The 17,796-nt window shown below is 31.7% G+C and carries 15 protein-coding genes; 10 read left to right on the top strand and 5 right to left on the bottom strand.

The window, feature by feature from the left end:
- Positions 1-5: 5 nt before the first annotated feature.
- Positions 6-974, bottom strand: coding sequence for a tryptophan--tRNA ligase (trpS, locus tag OLM55_RS03795; protein WP_264560094.1), 969 nt, complete (start codon positions 972-974; stop codon positions 6-8).
- 226 nt (positions 975-1,200) lie between these two features.
- Here trpS and OLM55_RS03790 point away from each other — a divergent pair, with 226 nt between their 5' ends.
- Positions 1,201-1,944 (top strand): lysophospholipid acyltransferase family protein, encoded by a 744-nt coding sequence (locus OLM55_RS03790; protein WP_264560093.1) that lies wholly within the window; start codon positions 1,201-1,203, stop codon positions 1,942-1,944.
- Positions 1,945-2,033: 89 nt separating this feature from the next.
- Here the strand turns inward: OLM55_RS03790 and OLM55_RS03785 are convergent, their stop codons facing one another.
- The 4 genes from OLM55_RS03785 to recA all read right to left on the bottom strand — a co-directional run bounded on the left by OLM55_RS03785 (position 2,034) and on the right by recA (position 5,905).
- Complete coding sequence (locus OLM55_RS03785) at positions 2,034-3,845, bottom strand: hypothetical protein (RefSeq protein WP_264560092.1); 1,812 nt, start codon at positions 3,843-3,845, stop codon at positions 2,034-2,036.
- Positions 3,842-4,384, bottom strand: a complete 543-nt coding sequence (locus OLM55_RS03780) for an RNA polymerase sigma factor (protein WP_264560091.1) — start codon at positions 4,382-4,384, stop codon at positions 3,842-3,844. Before OLM55_RS03780 ends, OLM55_RS03785 begins: the two co-directional genes overlap by 4 nt.
- Before the next feature lie 14 nt (positions 4,385-4,398).
- A complete protein-coding gene (locus OLM55_RS03775) occupies positions 4,399-4,809 on the bottom strand; it encodes a hypothetical protein (RefSeq protein ID WP_264560090.1) in 411 nt (136 codons plus the stop codon).
- Positions 4,810-4,900: 91 nt separating this feature from the next.
- Positions 4,901-5,905, bottom strand: coding sequence for a recombinase RecA (gene recA / locus OLM55_RS03770; RefSeq protein ID WP_264560089.1), 1,005 nt, complete (start codon positions 5,903-5,905; stop codon positions 4,901-4,903).
- 145 nt (positions 5,906-6,050) lie between these two features.
- Here recA and OLM55_RS03765 point away from each other — a divergent pair, with 145 nt between their 5' ends.
- The 9 genes from OLM55_RS03765 (at position 6,051) to OLM55_RS03725 (ending at position 17,728) form a co-directional block, all read left to right on the top strand.
- Complete coding sequence (locus OLM55_RS03765; protein ID WP_264560088.1) at positions 6,051-7,406, top strand: rhodanese-related sulfurtransferase; 1,356 nt, start codon at positions 6,051-6,053, stop codon at positions 7,404-7,406.
- Entirely contained in the window at positions 7,406-8,647 is a 1,242-nt protein-coding gene (locus OLM55_RS03760; RefSeq protein WP_264560087.1) for a peptidase U32 family protein, read from the top strand. The genes OLM55_RS03765 and OLM55_RS03760 overlap by 1 nt, the downstream gene beginning before the upstream one ends.
- A complete protein-coding gene (locus OLM55_RS03755) occupies positions 8,647-8,877 on the top strand; it encodes a ferredoxin (protein WP_264560086.1) in 231 nt (76 codons plus the stop codon). Before OLM55_RS03760 ends, OLM55_RS03755 begins: the two co-directional genes overlap by 1 nt.
- Positions 8,878-9,053: 176 nt before the next feature.
- Positions 9,054-10,223, top strand: coding sequence for a stage 0 sporulation family protein (locus tag OLM55_RS03750; protein WP_264560085.1), 1,170 nt, complete (start codon positions 9,054-9,056; stop codon positions 10,221-10,223).
- Positions 10,204-10,695: a gliding motility lipoprotein GldH gene (locus OLM55_RS03745; protein ID WP_264560084.1), complete on the top strand. Its 492-nt coding sequence runs from the start codon at positions 10,204-10,206 to the stop codon at positions 10,693-10,695. The genes OLM55_RS03750 and OLM55_RS03745 overlap by 20 nt, the downstream gene beginning before the upstream one ends.
- 3 nt (positions 10,696-10,698) lie before the next feature.
- On the top strand, positions 10,699-12,984 hold the full coding sequence (locus OLM55_RS03740; protein ID WP_264560083.1) for a penicillin-binding protein 1A: 2,286 nt from the start codon (positions 10,699-10,701) through the stop codon (positions 12,982-12,984).
- 16 nt (positions 12,985-13,000) lie between these two features.
- Positions 13,001-13,702, top strand: a complete 702-nt coding sequence (locus tag OLM55_RS03735; RefSeq protein WP_264560082.1) for a CoA transferase subunit A — start codon at positions 13,001-13,003, stop codon at positions 13,700-13,702.
- Between the two features lies 1 nt (position 13,703).
- Positions 13,704-14,360 carry a CoA transferase subunit B gene (locus OLM55_RS03730; RefSeq protein ID WP_264560081.1) on the top strand — a complete coding sequence of 219 codons (657 nt, stop codon included), beginning with the start codon at positions 13,704-13,706 and terminating at the stop codon, positions 14,358-14,360.
- Between the two features lie 179 nt (positions 14,361-14,539).
- Positions 14,540-17,728 carry a M4 family metallopeptidase gene (locus tag OLM55_RS03725; RefSeq protein WP_264560080.1) on the top strand — a complete coding sequence of 1,063 codons (3,189 nt, stop codon included), beginning with the start codon at positions 14,540-14,542 and terminating at the stop codon, positions 17,726-17,728.
- The last annotated feature ends 68 nt before the right edge of the window (positions 17,729-17,796 follow it).

Raw genomic sequence — 17,796 nt, 5'->3', positions numbered from 1 at the left:
GAATACTAATAACCTAGTTTCGTTCGAACACGTTGTAAAACGCCATTGGCCACTTTACTTGCTTTTTCAGCTCCTTTTAACAACAAAGCGTCTACTTCTTCTAAATTGTTAATGTAGTAATTGTATTTTTCTCTTTCGGTAGCGAACTTTTCAACGATAAGTTCAAATAATTCTTGTTTTGCATGTCCGTATCCGTAGTTTCCACCTTCATAATTAGCGCGCATTTTTTCTATTTGAACTGGAGAAGCTAATAGTTTATATAAAGTAAAACAATTACAAGTATCTGGGTTTTTTGGTTCTTCAAGTGGTGTACTATCTGTTTCAATAGACATTATTTGTTTTCGCAAAGCTTTATCATCTAAAAATATATTGATAAAATTATTTGCCGATTTACTCATTTTTCCACCATTTGTTCCTGGAATAATCATAGTTCCTTCGTCAATTTTAGCTTCAGGCAAAACAAATGTTTCTCCCATTTGATGATTGAAACGAGAAGCCACATCGCGGGTAATTTCTAAATGCTGTAATTGATCTTTTCCAACTGGTACTAATTCTGCATCGTATAATAAAATATCGGCCGCCATAAGCATTGGATAAGTAAACAAACCTGCATTAACATCATCTAATCTATCTGCTTTATCTTTAAACGAATGTGCTAATGTTAAACGTTGAAACGGAAAGAAACAACTTAAATACCAAGATAATTCGGTAGTTTGCGGAACATCTGATTGACGATAAAAAACCACTTTATTCACATCTAAACCACAAGCTAACCAAGCCGCAGCAGTACTGTAAGTGTTTTCGCGAAGCGTTTTTCCGTCTTTAATTTGAGTAATTGAATGTAAGTCAGCAATAAACAAAAACGGTTCGTTATTAGGGTCATTTGCCATTTTAATTGCCGGAATAATTGCTCCTAATAAATTTCCTAAATGTGGAGTTCCTGTACTTTGAACTCCCGTTAATATTTTTGCCATTTTTATATATTTTGTACAAAAATAGGTTTTTTACCCAAATGGTAAAAGAGTAATGCTAAAAGGTTGAAGAATATTGCTATTTTTGACCTTCATATAAAAAAGGTAATTAGTTTGTGCTCTAACCCTGATGGAAGTGATAGCTTACTGAACTTGTTTCAGTAACTAAAACGAACAGCAGGAATGTAATTTAAAAAATGCCCGAAAGTTGGGTTTTAAAATATTGTAAATGAAATTATTTAAAATAGTCTTTTGGATTCTTTGGCGCATTTGGTTTTATGTGTTGATAATGGCTCCTATTATTGTTTTATTTCCAGTTCTGTTTGTTTTGGTTTTATCTGACAAAACCTATCCTCAGTTTTATAAAGTTGCTCGTTTTTGGGGAAAATTAATTTTATTTGGAATGGGTTTTTACTATAAAATTGATTTTGAACAACAGCTTGAAAAAGGAAAAAGTTATATGCTTGTTGCCAATCATACCTCAATGACAGATATTATGCTGATGTTGGCAGTTGTAAAAGATAATCCTTTTGTTTTTGTAGGAAAAAGAGAATTAGTAAAAATTCCTGTTTTTGGTTTTTTCTATAAACGTGTATGTATATTGGTTGACAGAAGTAGTAGTAAAAGTAGGTTTAAAGTGTTTGAATTGGCTCAAAAAAGACTTCATCAAGGATTAAGTATTTGTATTTTTCCTGAAGGTGGAGTTCCTGATGATGAAAGTATAGTTTTAGATACTTTTAAAGACGGTGCATTTAGATTAGCTATTGAGCACAAAATTGCTGTTATACCTATGACATTTGCCGATAATAAAAAACGTTTTTCGTTTACTTTTTTAAGTGGAAGCCCGGGAAAAATGCGCGTAAAAGTTCACAAAGCAATAGAAACTCAAAACCTTGTTATTGAAGACAAAGGAAAAGTAAAAGACGAAGTAAGAACTATTATTTTAGAACAACTAAATACTTTTAATAATTAACTAAAAAAAGTCTCGCAAATTGCGAGACTTTTTAAGTTTCAAAAGTATGGGATTTGAAACAAACTTAACTTAAGCTTAACCAACAAAGCTTAAAAACTAAAACTTATCCCAGAATACAATCCTATAAAATAAGGCTTGAAATTTCCAGAATCATTACTAAAAGTATTGATTTGGTATTTAAACATTGGTTGAAAATTTGCTTGAAAAGATTTCCAAAACGCATATTTAAAACCCAAACCGACATTACTACTAAAATGTATATTGTTTAAATTATTTGCTTTACCTATTTCCATTTCTGTTCCATTTGAAACCAATGATACGGAATTAGAATTTAAAAAAAGAGTACTCATTCCTCCTACTAAATTAATTCCAAATTTTTTATCTAACAATTTATAGTTTAACTCTAATGGAATTTCTATGTAACTAATATTTTGACTTAAAGAACCTGTGTTGTTTTGAACGTAATTTTCAACATCATTGCTATTACTCATTGCTTGTTTATTGGCTAAAATAATGTTTTCACCATTTCTATTTCTTTCTATTGTCTTAACATTATAATTTACAGAGCGTAAAGTGGTTGTGTAATAAACATCGTTTGTTGAATAATTAAAAGCTAATGTATTTACTCCTGATTTTAAACTAAACTTATTAGACATTTCATATTCTAGACCTAAACCAAAACTTAATGAATTTTCATATGATTTAGAATTGTCCTTAAATTGCTCATCTATAGCCGAACCACTAGATGTTGAATTAAAATAAACAGGCGAAGCGTTTGTGCTAACCGCCCATTTATTTCTTTTCTCTTTTTCTTTTTCATCAGCATCTTCCCCTTCTAACTTTTCTTTAAGCAATTTCTCCAATGGGTTTTCTTCAGTTTCAACTGAAGCCAAAAGGATACTATCTTCAACTGCATTTGCAATTATATTTTCATTCTCTATTAATAGAGAATCTGTTTTTTCTATACTTGATGAGTTTTCTGAAACAACCATTTCATTATTAATACCTTTATTTGAATTTAATAACTTAAGTTTAGATTTATTAATTAAACTGTTGTTTTCTCCCTCTTTCTTATTGAAAACCAACTGACTATCCTCTTTAGAATTAGCATTTTGCTTTACAAACAATTGTTCGTTACTCTCAATATTTGATTTATTTTGTGTTTTATCATTAGTTACTAAATTTTGGTTTTCACTAATAGAATTTAAACTATTTACAAATAATTGATTATTGTCTTTTTGGTTTGATTTTTTTTGCAATTTATTATTAGTTGCTAAACTTTGATTTTTACTAATAGAATTCGAATTGTTTTCGTTAACAGATAATTGTTTATTATTTGATTTCGTTTGTGTTTTATTATTGGTCACTAGACTTTGATTGCTAAACACTTCTCTTTTATTGATAGAAGGTTTATTGTTCTTTTTTTGACTTTTGTTTGAAACGACTCCTCTATTTGAATTGCTATTTATGGTATTGTATGTGTTTTTATCCAATTCTTTACTATTGACAGAATTCTTGTTCTCTAAGACAACATTGCTGTTGTTGTTTAACATTTTTTCATCTAACAAACCTTCGCTTTTAATTGACGTTGGATTTAATTGATTGTTGAATTCGTTTCCTTTTGTATTTGCTTCTACGTTTGAAATAGAATTTTCATTTATATTATCTGAATCATTATTTATTAAACTTGTGTCGTTTCCTTTATTTATAAAAACAAAAAAAACAATTGCTAAAGAAGCAGCTATTCCGCTTGTCTTAAACCAAAATGGGATAACTCTTTTTTTCTTTTCTTTTTTATTTAAACGTGCTGCAATATTATTCCAAGAATCTGAAGGTGGGTTGACTTCAAAATCTTTAAATTTTTCTTGAAAAAGACGTTCTAAATTTTTACTTTCTTTCATTTTACTTTGGGAATTGAAGATTGCTCATTCAACTCTATCTTTTCTTTTAATATTCCTTTTGCTCTAGCTAAATTTGATTTAGACGTTCCAACACTTATTCCTAACATTTGTGCTATTTCTTTGTGTGAATACCCATCCATTACATATAAATTAAAAACTAACCTATAACGGTCTGGTAATTCTTGTATTATTTTGGTTAAAAATTCTATCGAAACAGTATCATCTTCAATTTCCAAACTTGTTTCGTCTGGAATGTTTTCTGAAATTATTTCAAATACATTTTGATTTCTATATTGTTGTAAAACATAATTTATTACAACTCTTTTACACCAACCTTCAAAAGAACCTTTAAAATCATATTTATCAATTTTTTCAAAAATCAACAAAAAACCTTCCTGTAAATTATCTTGAGCTTCTGCATAACTTCTCGAATACTTAAGACAAACTGCAAAAATTTTAGGACTTAGAGTCTTATAAACCTGCTCTTGTGCTTTAGTATTTCTTCTTTTACAGTCATTTATAAGTTGCTCTATAATCACCTATGATTTACTAATTAATCAACAACAGGAACTTCTACTTCGAGAAAAATATCTTCTCCGCTTGTATTTGTTCCTTGCCAAAATTTAAAAATATATGATCCGTTGTTTGTTACATAAAAATACATTGTTGCTTCAACTAATTCTTGTTCTAAATCTTGACATGAAGAGCTTTCGCTTACAATGCTTTGTACTGCTATTGTTCTAATATTTAAATCTTTTTCATAATAAAACCCATTAAACCCATGACAAGTTGTTGGTTTATAATACCAAACTTTTATAGGATGTGTTTCACCTAATATAAATGAACTAGGGAGCTCAACCTCAACAACAGGTAAATTTTCATAATGAACATTAGGTCCGTCATCTTCAGGACTACATGATATTGTTAAAAATATAAAGCTTAAAAGCATTAGTATTCTTTTCATATACTTACATTGTTTAATTTACAGATGCAAAATAATTAAATAGGTTGCGTGTAAAAACAAAAAAATCACGTTTTTCAACGTGATTTTTTATTTAACTATTTTTTTCCTTCAAAAATTCTTTAATTTTTAATTCTAATTCATCCATTAGTTCTGGATTATCTTTAATTAAAGATTTAACTGCATCACGTCCTTGCCCTAACTTAGTTTCTCCATAGCTGAACCAAGAACCACTTTTCTTTACAATTTCGAATTCAACTGCTAAATCTAAAATCTCTCCTACTTTAGAAACTCCTTCTCCATACATGATGTCAAATTCTGCAGTTCTAAAAGGCGGTGCAACTTTATTTTTTACAATTTTAACTTTAGTTCTATTTCCTATAACGTTATCGCCATCTTTAATTTGAGTAGATCTTCTAATATCAACCCTTACAGAAGCATAGAATTTCAATGCATTTCCTCCTGTTGTAGTTTCTGGACTTCCAAACATTACTCCAATTTTATCACGTAATTGGTTAATGAAAAATACCGTACATTTCGTTTTGTGAATTGTTCCGGTTAATTTTCTTAATGCTTGAGACATCAAACGAGCATGTAATCCCATTTTAGAATCTCCCATATCGCCTTCAATTTCACTCTTTGGTGTTAACGCAGCAACTGAGTCAATTACAACAATATCAACTGCTCCCGAACGAATTAAACTTTCTGCAATTTCTAATGCTTGTTCTCCATTATCTGGTTGTGAAATAATTAAATTATCAATATCAATTCCTAATTTTTCAGCATAAAAACGATCAAAAGCATGCTCTGCATCAATAAAAGCAGCAATCCCACCTGCTTTTTGCGTTTCTGCAATAGCGTGTAATGTTAAAGTCGTTTTTCCTGATGATTCAGGACCGTATATTTCAATAATTCTTCCTTTCGGATATCCATTTACTCCTAATGCAATATCTAAACCTAATGATCCTGACGAAATTGTTTCTACTTCTTCTACAGCAGAATCTCCCATTTTCATTACTGTTCCTTTACCATAAGTTTTATCAAGCTTATCTAATGTAAGTTGTAAAGCCTTTAATTTAGCGTCTTTTTCTGAACTCATTTTCTGTATATTTTTCGTAAAAATACTTCTTTTTTTTATGGAAACAAATATTGTTAATATGTTTCCTTTTAACCTTATATTTTGTCTAACTTATATAAATTCATACCTTTGCAAAAATATTTTTCTCACTTAAAACGTTTATAGCATGCAACTGTATAACACCTTAAGCGCAGAAGAAAGAGCTCAATTAATTGATGAAGCAGGTAAGCAACGTCTTACACTATCTTTCTATGCGTATGCCAAAATTGAAGATACTAAAAAATTTCGCGACGAATTATTTATTGCTTGGAATGCACTTGATGCTCTAGGCCGAATTTATGTTGCCAACGAAGGAATTAATGCTCAAATGAGTGTTCCTGCCGATAATTTTGAAGCTTTTAAAGAAACTTTAGAAGTGTATGATTTCATGAAAGGGATAAGATTAAATGTTGCAGTTGACCAAGACGATCACTCCTTTTTAAAGCTAACCATAAAAGTGAGGCATAAAATTGTTGCCGATGGATTAAATGATGACACTTTTGACGTTACTAATAAAGGAATTCACTTAAAAGCACAAGAATTTAATAATTTATTAGAAGATCCAAATACTATTGTAGTCGATTTTAGAAATCACTACGAAAGTGAAGTTGGACATTTTAAAGGAGCTATAACTCCAGATGTAGAAACATTTAGAGAAAGTCTACCCATTATTAACGAGCAATTACAAAACCATAAAGAAGATAAAAATCTTTTAATGTATTGTACAGGTGGAATACGTTGTGAAAAAGCAAGTGCGTATTTTAAACACCAGGGCTTTAAAAACGTCTACCAACTAGAAGGTGGAATTATTGAATATACACGTCAAATAAAAGAAGATAAAATTGAAAGTAAATTCATTGGTAAAAACTTTGTTTTCGATCACAGATTAGGAGAAAGAATTACCGACGATATTGTTTCTCAATGCCACCAATGTGGAAAACCTTGTGATAATCACACCAATTGTTTTAACGACGGATGCCATTTATTATTCATTCAATGTGACGAATGCCAAGCCGCAATGGAGAATTGTTGTTCTACCGAATGTTTAGAAATCACCCATTTACCTTTAGACGAACAAGTAAAGCTAAGAAGAGGAAAGCAAGTTGGAAATAAAGTTTTCCGTAAAGGAAAATCTGATGCTTTGAAATTTAAAAATTCTGGCGAGCTTCCAAATAAACCTTTAGCAAAGGTAATAAGTAAAAACATTCGCCAAAAAATAACCGTTAAAAAAGTATTAGTTGGAAAAGCCGAACATTATTTCACAAAATCAAAAGTTGCACAGTTTTTAATTGAAAACAAAGAACTTTCTGTTGGCGACAAAATACTTATTTCAGGTCCAACAACTGGAGAACAAGAATTGACAATCACTACTCTTTTTGTAGACGGAAAATCTTGTGAAACATCAAAAAAAGGAGATCAAATTACTTTTGAAGTGCCTTTCAGAATTCGCTTATCGGACAAATTATATAAAATTTTAGGATAATGACTACTTCTGGAAAAATTGAATTGATGGCGCCAGCTGGAAATTTCGAATCCATGCAAGCCGCTTTAGATAATGGTTGCGATTCTATTTATTTTGGTGTCGAACAATTAAACATGCGAGCTCGTGCAACAGTAAATTTCGTTTTAGATGATTTACCTGAAATTGCTCGTAGATGCAACCAAAAAAACGTTAGAACCTATCTAACCTTAAATACTATTATTTACGATCACGATTTATCAATTGTAAAAACACTATTAACAAAAGCCAAAGAAGCAGGTATTACAGCCGTTATTGCTTCTGATCAAGCGGTAATTATGTCAGCCAAAACAATGGGAATTGAGGTGCATATTTCTACCCAATTGAATGTTACCAACATCGAAACCGTTAAATTTTATGCTTTATTTGCCGATACAATTGTACTTTCTCGAGAACTGAGTTTGCGTCAAGTAAAAAAAATAACGGAAGATATTGAGAAAGAACAAATTAAAGGCCCAAGTGGCAATTTAGTTGAAATTGAAATCTTCGGTCACGGAGCTTTATGCATGGCGGTTTCGGGAAAATGTTATTTGAGTTTACATTCGCATAATTCCTCTGCAAATCGTGGTGCTTGTAAACAAAATTGTAGAAAAAAATATACGGTAATTGACCAAGAATCTGGTTTTGAAATAGAAATGGACAACGAATACATGATGTCTCCAAAAGATTTATGTACGTTAGATTTTCTAGACCAAGTTATCGATTCGGGAATAAAAGTATTAAAAATTGAAGGTCGAGGTCGTGCTGCTGATTATGTGGCAACGGTTATCAAAACCTATCGCGAAGCAATTGATTCTTATTACGAAGGAACTTTTACCAAAGAAAAAATTAGTATTTGGATGGAAACTTTGTCAACCGTTTACAATCGTGGTTTTTGGAGTGGTTATTATTTGGGACAAAAATTAGGTGAATGGTCAGATAATCCGGGTTCGAGCGCAACTCAGAAAAAAGTATATGTTGGAAAAGGAATGCATTATTTTCCAAAATCTAATATTGCTGAATTCAAAATTGAAGCTTACGACATTAAAAAAGGAGATAAACTTTTAGTTACAGGCCCAAGTACAGGTGCACAAGAACTAATTTTAGAAGATTTTTTGGTAAACGATTTAGCTTCCGAAAAAGCATCAAAAGGAGACAGTTGTACTATGAAAGTGCCGTTTAGAATTCGTTTATCAGATAAACTCTATAAAATTGTAGAAAACTAATGATCGTTGTTACTTTACAAAGAGATAAATGTATTGGTTGTAATTACTGTGTAGAAATGGCTCCAGCACAATTTCAAATGTCAAAAAAAGACGGAAAAACAGTTTTAATAAATTCAACCAATTCAAAAGGTTTTCATACTATAAAATCAAATGATTATCTAATATTAGAAAATTGTGAACTAGCAGAAAAAGCATGTCCCGTTAAGATCATATCTGTTAAGGTTACTTAAATCTAAAGTGAAATATACTTTTCAAAACCTATTTACGTTAAAAATGTAAATAGGTTTTTGCGTTATCACTAAAATTTCAGTTTATTTTTGTTTAAAAATTATACTATCTTTACACTCAAATACACTATTGACAAGTAGTTCTGTATAACAGAACAATCACTATATATTCAAAAATTATGGCATGTACAAACTGTTCTACGGGGACCGATGGCGGAGCTCCAAAAGGATGTAAAAATAATGGGACTTGCGGCACCGATAGCTGCAACAAACTAACTGTTTTCGATTGGCTTTCAAACATGAGTTTACCTCAAGGTCAAGAACCTTTTGATTGTGTTGAAGTGCGTTTTAAAAACGGACGAAAAGAATTTTATAGAAATACAGAAAAATTACCTTTATCTATTGGTGATATTGTAGCTACAGAATCTTCTCCAGGTCACGATGTAGGAATTATTAGTCTTTCAGGAGAATTGGTAAAAATCCAAATGAAAAAAAAGCACGTAGATCCAAAAGGCGAAGTGCCAAAGATTTACAGAAAAGCGACTCAAAAAGATATTGATATTTGGAGCGAAGCTCGTGCCAAGGAAGAAAAAGTAAAAGTAAAAGCTAGAGAATTAGCCATTTCATTGAAATTAGAAATGAAAATTTCTGATATTGAATTTCAAGGAGATGCCTCTAAAGCAACTTTTTATTACACAGCTAATGACAGAGTAGATTTTAGACAACTTATTAAAGAATTTGCACAAGAATTCAAAATAAGAATCGAAATGAAACAAGTTGGTTTTCGTCAAGAAGCAGCTCGTCTTGGAGGAATTGGATCTTGTGGTAGAGAACTGTGTTGTTCAACTTGGTTAACAGATTTTAGAAGCGTAAACACAGCAGCAGCACGTTATCAACAACTTTCATTAAATCCGCAAAAACTTGCGGGTCAATGTGGTAAGCTTAAATGTTGTTTAAATTATGAGTTAGACACTTATTTAGACGCTTTAAAAAGTATTCCAGATATGGATACAAAGCTTTATACCGAAAAAGGTTCTGCCGCTTGTCAAAAAATAGATATCTTTAAAGAATTAATGTGGTTTTCATATGAAAATCAATCTTCTCAGTGGCATATTTTATCTGTAAAACAGGTAAAAGAAATTATCGAATTAAATAAGCAAAAGAAAAAAGTTCTTGCTCTTGAAGATTTTGTAATTGAACAACCAAAAGCAAATACTGAAAACTTCCAAAATGTTGTAGGACAAGATAGTTTAACTCGTTTTGATAAACCAAAAAAGAAAAACAATAATAATAAAAATAAAAAAAGAACTAAACCAACTATTAACAAAAATGTTACTAAGAAAAAATAAGTTTGCTTTTATACTATTAATTGGCCTAAGTTTTATGTCTTGCGACAAAGACCGAGTTTTTGATGAATATAAAAACATAAATGGTTCTTGGAAAAAAACAGATACCATTAGTTTTTCATTTGAACAAAATGACACTATTAAACCGTATGATTTATTTTTAAACATAAGAAGTAATAACGATTATCCTTATAATAATTTATATTTAATTGTATCGTTAAAACAACCCGATAATTTGGTTAAAACAGATACTTTAGAGTATTTAATGGCTAATCCAGATGGTTCATTAATGGGAGAAGGTTTTTCAGATATTAAAGAAAGTAAGCTTTGGTATCAAGAAGGGTTTATTTTTAATAAAAAAGGAAAGTACAATATATCTATTTCACAAGCAGTAAGGGAAACTGGCGATATCGAAGGTGTTCAAGATTTAAAAGGAATTACAGACCTTGGCTTTAGAATAGAAAAAACAAAATAATTTATGGCAAAAAATCAAACTAATAACCAAGATTTTTCAAAATATATTAAAACATTTTGGAAGCTATTTTTATTTGGTGTTATAGGGGTAATTTTATTATTCTTATTTGCATCATGGGGATTTTTTGGAGAAATGCCAAGTTTTGAAAAATTAGAAAATCCAGATTCAAATGTAGCTACAGAAATTATTTCTTCAGACGGTGAAGTAATTGGGAAATTTTATGCAGAAAACAGAGTTCCTGTAAAATATGCCGATCTTCCTAAACATTTAGTAGACGCCTTAGTTGCTACAGAAGATGAACGTTTTTATGAACATTCTGGTATTGACGCTAAAGGTACATTTAGAGCAGCGCTATCTTTAGGAAGTAGCGGTGGTGCAAGTACAATTACACAACAATTGGCTAAAAATTTATTTCATGGTGCAGATGGCTCAAAAAACATTGTATTAAGGGTTCTTCAAAAAATAAAAGAATGGGTAATAGCCGTTCGTTTGGAAAGACAGTATTCAAAAAAAGAGATTCTTGCCATGTACTTAAACGAAGTAGATTTTGTTAACGGAGCCGTAGGAATTCGTTCAGCTTCTAAAATTTACTTCAATAAAGAACCTAAAAATTTAACAATAAATGAAGCAGCAGTTTTTGTAGGAATGCTTAAAAACCCTTCTTTATATAATCCAAATAGAGAAAAAAGAATTCAAAGAGTAACAGATAGAAGAAATACTGTTTTAGGCCAAATGGTTAAAAACAATTTACTATCAAAAGAAGAAAAAGAAAAACTGGAGAAAGAACCTATTGTTTTAGATTTTAAACCAGAAAGTCATAGTGAAGGTAGTGCAACTTATTTTAGAGAATATTTGCGTGATTACATGAAAAAATGGGTAAAAGATCATCCAAAAGAAGATGGTACTGAATATGACATTTATAGAGATGGTTTAAAAATATATACAACCATCGATTCACGTATGCAAAAATATGCCGAAGAAGCAGTTACTGAACATTTAACAAATCTTCAAGCAGAATTTTTTAAAAATGCAAAGGGAAAGAAAAATGCACCTTTTGTAAATATAACTGAAGACCAAACAAACGGAATTATTACCAGAGCGATGAAATCTTCAGAAAGATGGAGACTTCTAAAAGATGACGGTAAAACAGAAGATGAAATTATTAAATCTTTCGACATAAAAACCAAAATGAAAATTTTCACTTGGGCAGGAGAAAGAGATACAATCATGACGCCTAAAGATTCTATCATATATTACAAACATATGTTACAAACCGGAATGATGGCTATGGAGCCACAAACCGGACATATAAAAGTATGGGTAGGAGGAATTAATTACAAACATTTTCAATATGACCATGTGGGTCAAGGTGCTAGACAAGTTGGATCAACATTTAAACCTTTTGTTTATGCAACAGCAATTGAGCAATTAGGGATGTCTCCTTGCGATTCAATAATTGACTCACCATTTACAATGCCAAAAGGAAAATGGAATATCGATGAAGCATGGTCGCCAGGAAATTCTGATGGTAAATTTAGAGGATTACTTACTTTAAAAAGCGCATTGGCAAACTCTGTAAACACTATTTCTGCAAAACTAATGGATAGAATTGGTCCAAAAACAGTTGTTGATATGGTTCATGAATTAGGTGTAACTTCTGAAATTCCAGAAAGACCAGCGATTGCATTAGGAGCTGTTGAAATTACTGTTGAAGAAATGGTAGCTGCATATAGTACTTTCGCAAATCAAGGAGTATATATAAAACCAACATTTATCACTAAAATTTCTGATAAAAATGATGTGGTTATAGACCAAATTATACCTGTAAGTAAAGACGTTGTTAATACAGATGTTGCTTATGCTGTATTGAAATTATTAGAAGGAGTTACCGAGGGAGGTTCTGGAACAAGACTACGTTGGGGAGGAGCTGGTTTTAGAAACTATGATTATAGTTTTACAAACCCTATTGCAGGTAAAACAGGTACAACCCAAAATAATAGTGATGGATGGTTTGTAGGAATGGTTCCTAATTTAGCTGCTGGAGTTTGGGTTGGAAACGATGATCGTTCGGCTCACTTTAGATCTACTTTTTACGGTCAAGGTGCAACTATGGCTTTACCTATTTGGGGTTTATTCATGAAAAAATGTTATAAAGATTCTGATTTAAGTGTATCTAAAGATGCGTTTGATAGACCCGCAAAACTTTCTATAAAAGTAGATTGTTGGAAAAAACCTGCAGTTGATACAACAGCAGTTGATGAACCAGACATGGATGAATTTGGATTATAATTTATAAAAAGAAATAATGATAAGTAGAAAAGTTAATAATGTTCAAGAAGCCTTACAAGGTATTGAAAACGGTATGACTATTATGTTAGGCGGTTTTGGTCTTTCTGGAATTCCAGAAAATAGTATTGCCGAATTGGTGCATAAAAACGTAAACAACTTAACTTGTATTTCAAATAATGCAGGTGTAGATGATTTCGGATTAGGTTTACTATTACAAAAACGTCAAATTAAAAAAATGATTTCTTCTTATGTAGGAGAAAACGCAGAGTTTGAGCGTCAAATGCTTTCTGGAGAATTAGATGTAGAATTAACGCCTCAAGGAACTTTAGCTGAAAAATGTCGTGCTGCACAAGCAGGAATCCCTGCATTTTTTACTCCAGCTGGTTATGGAACAGAAGTTGCCGAAGGAAAAGAAACACGCGAATTCAACGGAAAAATGCATATAATGGAATTGGCTTATGAAGCCGATTTTTCAATTGTAAAAGCATGGAAGGGTGACGAGGCAGGAAATTTAATTTTTAAAGGAACAGCACGAAATTTTAACGCACCAATGGCTGGAGCTGCAAAAATTACTATTGCAGAAGTAGAAGAATTAGTGCCTGTAGGAACTTTAGACCCTAATGAAATTCATATTCCAGGAATTATGGTAAATAGAATTTTTCAAGGGGAAAAGTTTGAAAAAAGAATTGAGCAACGTACCACAAGAAAAAAAGATTAAAATGGCTTTAGATAAAAATCAAATTGCACAGCGAATAGCAAAAGAAGTAAAAGATGGTTATTATGTAAACCTTGGAATTGGTATTCCTACTTTAGTTGCAAATTATGTTCGAACTGATATTTCTGTAGAATTTCAATCTGAAAATGGGGTTCTAGGAATGGGTCCTTTTCCTTTTGAAGGAGAAGAAGATGCCGATATTATAAACGCAGGAAAACAAACCATAACAACATTGCCAGGAGCAAGTTTTTTTGACTCCGCTTTTAGTTTTGGAATGATAAGAAGTCAAAAGGTCGATTTAACTATTCTTGGAGCAATGGAAGTTTCAGAAAATGGCGACATTGCCAACTGGAAAATTCCCGGCAAAATGGTAAAAGGAATGGGTGGTGCTATGGATTTAGTAGCTTCAGCCGAAAATATTATCGTTGCTATGATGCATGTAAACAAAGCAGGTGAATCTAAATTACTTAAAAAATGTAGTTTACCATTAACTGGTGTTGGTTGTGTGAAAAAAGTAGTAACAGAATTAGCTGTTTTAGAAATAACGGATAAAGGATTCAAACTTTTAGAAAGAGCACCTGGAGTTACGGTTGAAGAAATTCAAAAAGCAACAGAAGGGACTTTAATTATTGAAGGAGATATTCCTGAAATGAAGTTTTAGATTTTAACGAAAAATCACAATTTAAAACCTGCACAACCGCAGGTTTTTTTATATAACAAAAAAATAATTATTATATAAAACTTATTTTTTTAACATTTTTAATAAAATATATGTAATTTTTTTTCAATTAGTGTTGATATATTTGACAATCAAATCTTATTTAACACAAACTACTAATTATGAAAAAAAATCTACACAAGAAAATTGCCTTGCTAACAGCAGTTTCATTTTTTTCTTTAACAGCCTCAGCTCAAGAAGTAAACAAATCAATTAAATTAAAAAAAACAGACGTTTTTGGCCAAACAAGTTTTTTATCTTTTAATGAAAATTCAACTTATAAATCAAATGATTTTGAAAAAGTATTTAAAGAACAATTAAACATTCAAGACGGAACTCAATTTGTAAAGTTGTATACAGAAACTGATAAATTAGGTTTCACCCATGATAAATACCAAATGTATCAAAATGGCGTTAAAATTGAATTTGCTACATATACTGTACATTCAAAAAATGGAAAAATAACCGCAATGAATGGAGAAATGTACAAAACCAATGCCGTTTCTCTTGTCCCAGAAATCACTTCTCAAGACGCACTACAAAAAGCAATGCAACACCTTAATGCCAAACAATATCTTTGGGACAATCCTACCGAGGCTTCAAAATTAGATAATTATAAAAAACCACAAGGTGAACTTGTTTTGTTGCCTATGTTCGATGATAACTCAAAAAAAATATCTGAAGCATCAAACTTAAAATTAGCTTATAAATTTGATATTTATGCAACTCAACCTTTAAGCAGAGGAGATGTATATGTAGATGCTCAAACTGGAGATGTTTTGTTCTATAATGCAACGATAAAACACGCAACACATTTTGGCTATTCTTCTTCAATATTTAATAAAGATTCTAAATGCGACACTTTTTTAACTCAAGAAGAAACGAAAAAAATTGCAACATGTTTTGATGCTTTGGTTTCTGGAACCGCAGCAACACGTTACAGTGGCTCAAAAACGATTCAGACTACATTATCTGGTTCAAATTACGTTTTAAAAGACGCTACTCGTGGCAGTGGAATAAATACCTACGACTTAAATACAAGTACGAATTATAATTCAGCAGTTAACTTTACAGATAACGATAACAACTGGACCACTGCAGAACATACAGCAAACAAAGATAACGGTGCTTTAGATGCGCACTGGGGAGCTGAAATGACATACGACTATTGGATGACAAAACACAACCGTAATAGTTTTAATAATTCAGGAGCAACAATAAACAGTTACGTTCACTATAGTTCTAATTATGATAATGCTTTTTGGGACGGTTCAAGAATGACTTATGGTGACGGAAGTGGAACCTATTTCGACATCCTTACATCTTTAGATGTAGCAGCTCACGAAATTGGACATGCAGTTTGTACTTACACTGCTAATTTGGCTTACCAAAGAGAGTCAGGAGCTATGAACGAAGGTTTCTCTGATATTTGGGGAGCTACAGTAGAATATTACGCTGCACCAAATAAAAGCACATGGTTAATTGGTGAAGATATTGAAAGACGTTCAGGTCATTTGGCTCTACGTTCAATGAGTAACCCAAAAAGTGAAGGACAACCAGATACTTACGGTGGAACATATTGGATAAACCCAAACTGCGGAACACCAACACAAAGTAATGATTATTGTGGCGTACACACAAATTCAGGAGTTTTAAATCATTGGTTTTATATTTTAGTTCAAGGAAAATCTGGAACAAATGACATTGGCAGTTCTTATAACGTTACAGGAATAGGAATGGACAAAGCTGCAAATATTGCTTATCGTTTAGAAAGTGTCTATTTATCAGCAAATTCAACTTTTGCAAATGCCAGAACCTACGGAATACAAGCAGCAACAGATTTATATGGAGCAAACTCTGCTGAAGTTATTGCTACAACAAATGCTTTTTATGCAGTAGGTATAGGTAGTGCTTACCAAGGTGCGACAGACACACAAGCACCAACTGTTCCAACAAATTTAATTGCAAGCGGTACAACAAATACAACAACAACTCTAAACTGGACTGCTTCAACTGACAATGTGGGTGTTGTAGGATATGATATTTACCAAGGTACTTCAAATCTTGGGACAGTTACTGGTACTTCAGCAAATATTACTGGTTTAACTGCAAGCACAACTTATTCATTTTCTGTTAGAGCTAAAGATGCGGCCGGAAATGTTTCTGGATCAAGTAATACAGTAAACGTAACTACAACTGGCTCTTCTACAGGATGTTCTGGAGCAATATCTTCGTTCCCATATTCTGAAGGATTTGAAAACACTATTGGAGCTTGGACACAAGATTCGGCAGATGATTTTGATTGGATTGTAGATGCAAATGGAACACCTTCAAGTAATACAGGACCTTCTTCAGCAATTCAAGGAACGTATTATATTTATGTAGAAGCATCAAGTCCAAACTATTCAAACAAAAAAACTATTTTAAACTCACCTTGTTTCAATTTAACAAATGCTCCATCTGCAACTTTCAATTTCAAATACCATATGTATGGTGCTTCAACAATGGGAGCTTTAAAATTAGAAGCAAGCACAAATAATGGTTCAACTTGGACTGAAATTTGGAGTAAATCTGGTAACCAAGGAAACAGTTGGTTAACTGCAAATGTAAGTTTAGCAAGTTACATTGGAAACACAGTTCAATTACGCTTTGTAGGATCAACAGCTGCAACATGGCAAGGAGACATTGCTGTAGATGATGTTTCATTAACTACTGCTTCAGCTCCTGTTTGTACTAATGTAAACATTAACATGACATTTGACAATTACCCAGAAGAAACAAGTTGGGAAATTTTAAACGCAAGTAATCAGGTTGTGTTTTCTGGTGGTACATACGGAAGTCAAGCAGACGGATCTTCATTAACTGTAACAAAATGTTTAGATGCTGGTTGTTATACATTTACAATTAAGGATACATATGGAGACGGAATTTGTTGTTCTTATGGAAATGGTAGTTATACTGTAACTTCAAACGGAATAACATTTGCAAGCGGTGGAACTTTTGGAGCAAGTCAATCTACTAACTTTTGTGTAGGAACTTCTTCTTTAATTTCGAATGTATCTACTACAACAGAAACCCAAACAGAAATTCCATTTTCTATTTACCCAAACCCTGTTAAAGGAGACATTTTAAATGTTCAAATTGGGAAAGACTTAGAAGATTATAAAATCTACAACATTATGGGGCAACTGGTTTTACAAGGGAAAATTAGCAACGGACAAATCAATGTTAGTTCTTTAAATACTGGAGTTTTCATAATTGAAACAAATACATACAAAGAAAAAATAGCAAAAAAATTCATTAAAGAATAAATTTCCCTTAGTTAAGTAAATGAAAAGGCTGCTCTAGATTTCTAGGCAGCCTTTTCTCTTTTAAAATA

It is taken from the genome of Flavobacterium sp. N2270, from assembly GCF_025947225.1.
Lineage (GTDB): Bacteria > Bacteroidota > Bacteroidia > Flavobacteriales > Flavobacteriaceae > Flavobacterium.
The sequence above is the reverse complement of the archived record's forward strand: the minus strand, read 5'-3'. Positions and strand labels throughout refer to the sequence as shown.

What these genes read in the sequence shown, in the direction of transcription:
- trpS (WP_264560094.1), bottom strand. Translation starts at nt 974, where the DNA reads ATGGCAAAAATATTAACGGGAGTTCAAAGTACAGGAACTCCACATTTA.
- OLM55_RS03790 (WP_264560093.1), top strand. Translation starts at nt 1,201, where the DNA reads ATGAAATTATTTAAAATAGTCTTTTGGATTCTTTGGCGCATTTGGTTT.
- OLM55_RS03785 (WP_264560092.1), bottom strand. Translation starts at nt 3,845, where the DNA reads ATGAAAGAAAGTAAAAATTTAGAACGTCTTTTTCAAGAAAAATTTAAA.
- OLM55_RS03775 (WP_264560090.1), bottom strand. Translation starts at nt 4,809, where the DNA reads ATGAAAAGAATACTAATGCTTTTAAGCTTTATATTTTTAACAATATCA.
- recA (WP_264560089.1), bottom strand. Translation starts at nt 5,905, where the DNA reads ATGAGTTCAGAAAAAGACGCTAAATTAAAGGCTTTACAACTTACATTA.
- OLM55_RS03765 (WP_264560088.1), top strand. Translation starts at nt 6,051, where the DNA reads ATGCAACTGTATAACACCTTAAGCGCAGAAGAAAGAGCTCAATTAATT.
- OLM55_RS03760 (WP_264560087.1), top strand. Translation starts at nt 7,406, where the DNA reads ATGACTACTTCTGGAAAAATTGAATTGATGGCGCCAGCTGGAAATTTC.
- OLM55_RS03755 (WP_264560086.1), top strand. Translation starts at nt 8,647, where the DNA reads ATGATCGTTGTTACTTTACAAAGAGATAAATGTATTGGTTGTAATTAC.
- OLM55_RS03750 (WP_264560085.1), top strand. Translation starts at nt 9,054, where the DNA reads ATGGCATGTACAAACTGTTCTACGGGGACCGATGGCGGAGCTCCAAAA.
- OLM55_RS03745 (WP_264560084.1), top strand. Translation starts at nt 10,204, where the DNA reads ATGTTACTAAGAAAAAATAAGTTTGCTTTTATACTATTAATTGGCCTA.
- OLM55_RS03740 (WP_264560083.1), top strand. Translation starts at nt 10,699, where the DNA reads ATGGCAAAAAATCAAACTAATAACCAAGATTTTTCAAAATATATTAAA.
- OLM55_RS03735 (WP_264560082.1), top strand. Translation starts at nt 13,001, where the DNA reads ATGATAAGTAGAAAAGTTAATAATGTTCAAGAAGCCTTACAAGGTATT.
- OLM55_RS03730 (WP_264560081.1), top strand. Translation starts at nt 13,704, where the DNA reads ATGGCTTTAGATAAAAATCAAATTGCACAGCGAATAGCAAAAGAAGTA.
- OLM55_RS03725 (WP_264560080.1), top strand. Translation starts at nt 14,540, where the DNA reads ATGAAAAAAAATCTACACAAGAAAATTGCCTTGCTAACAGCAGTTTCA.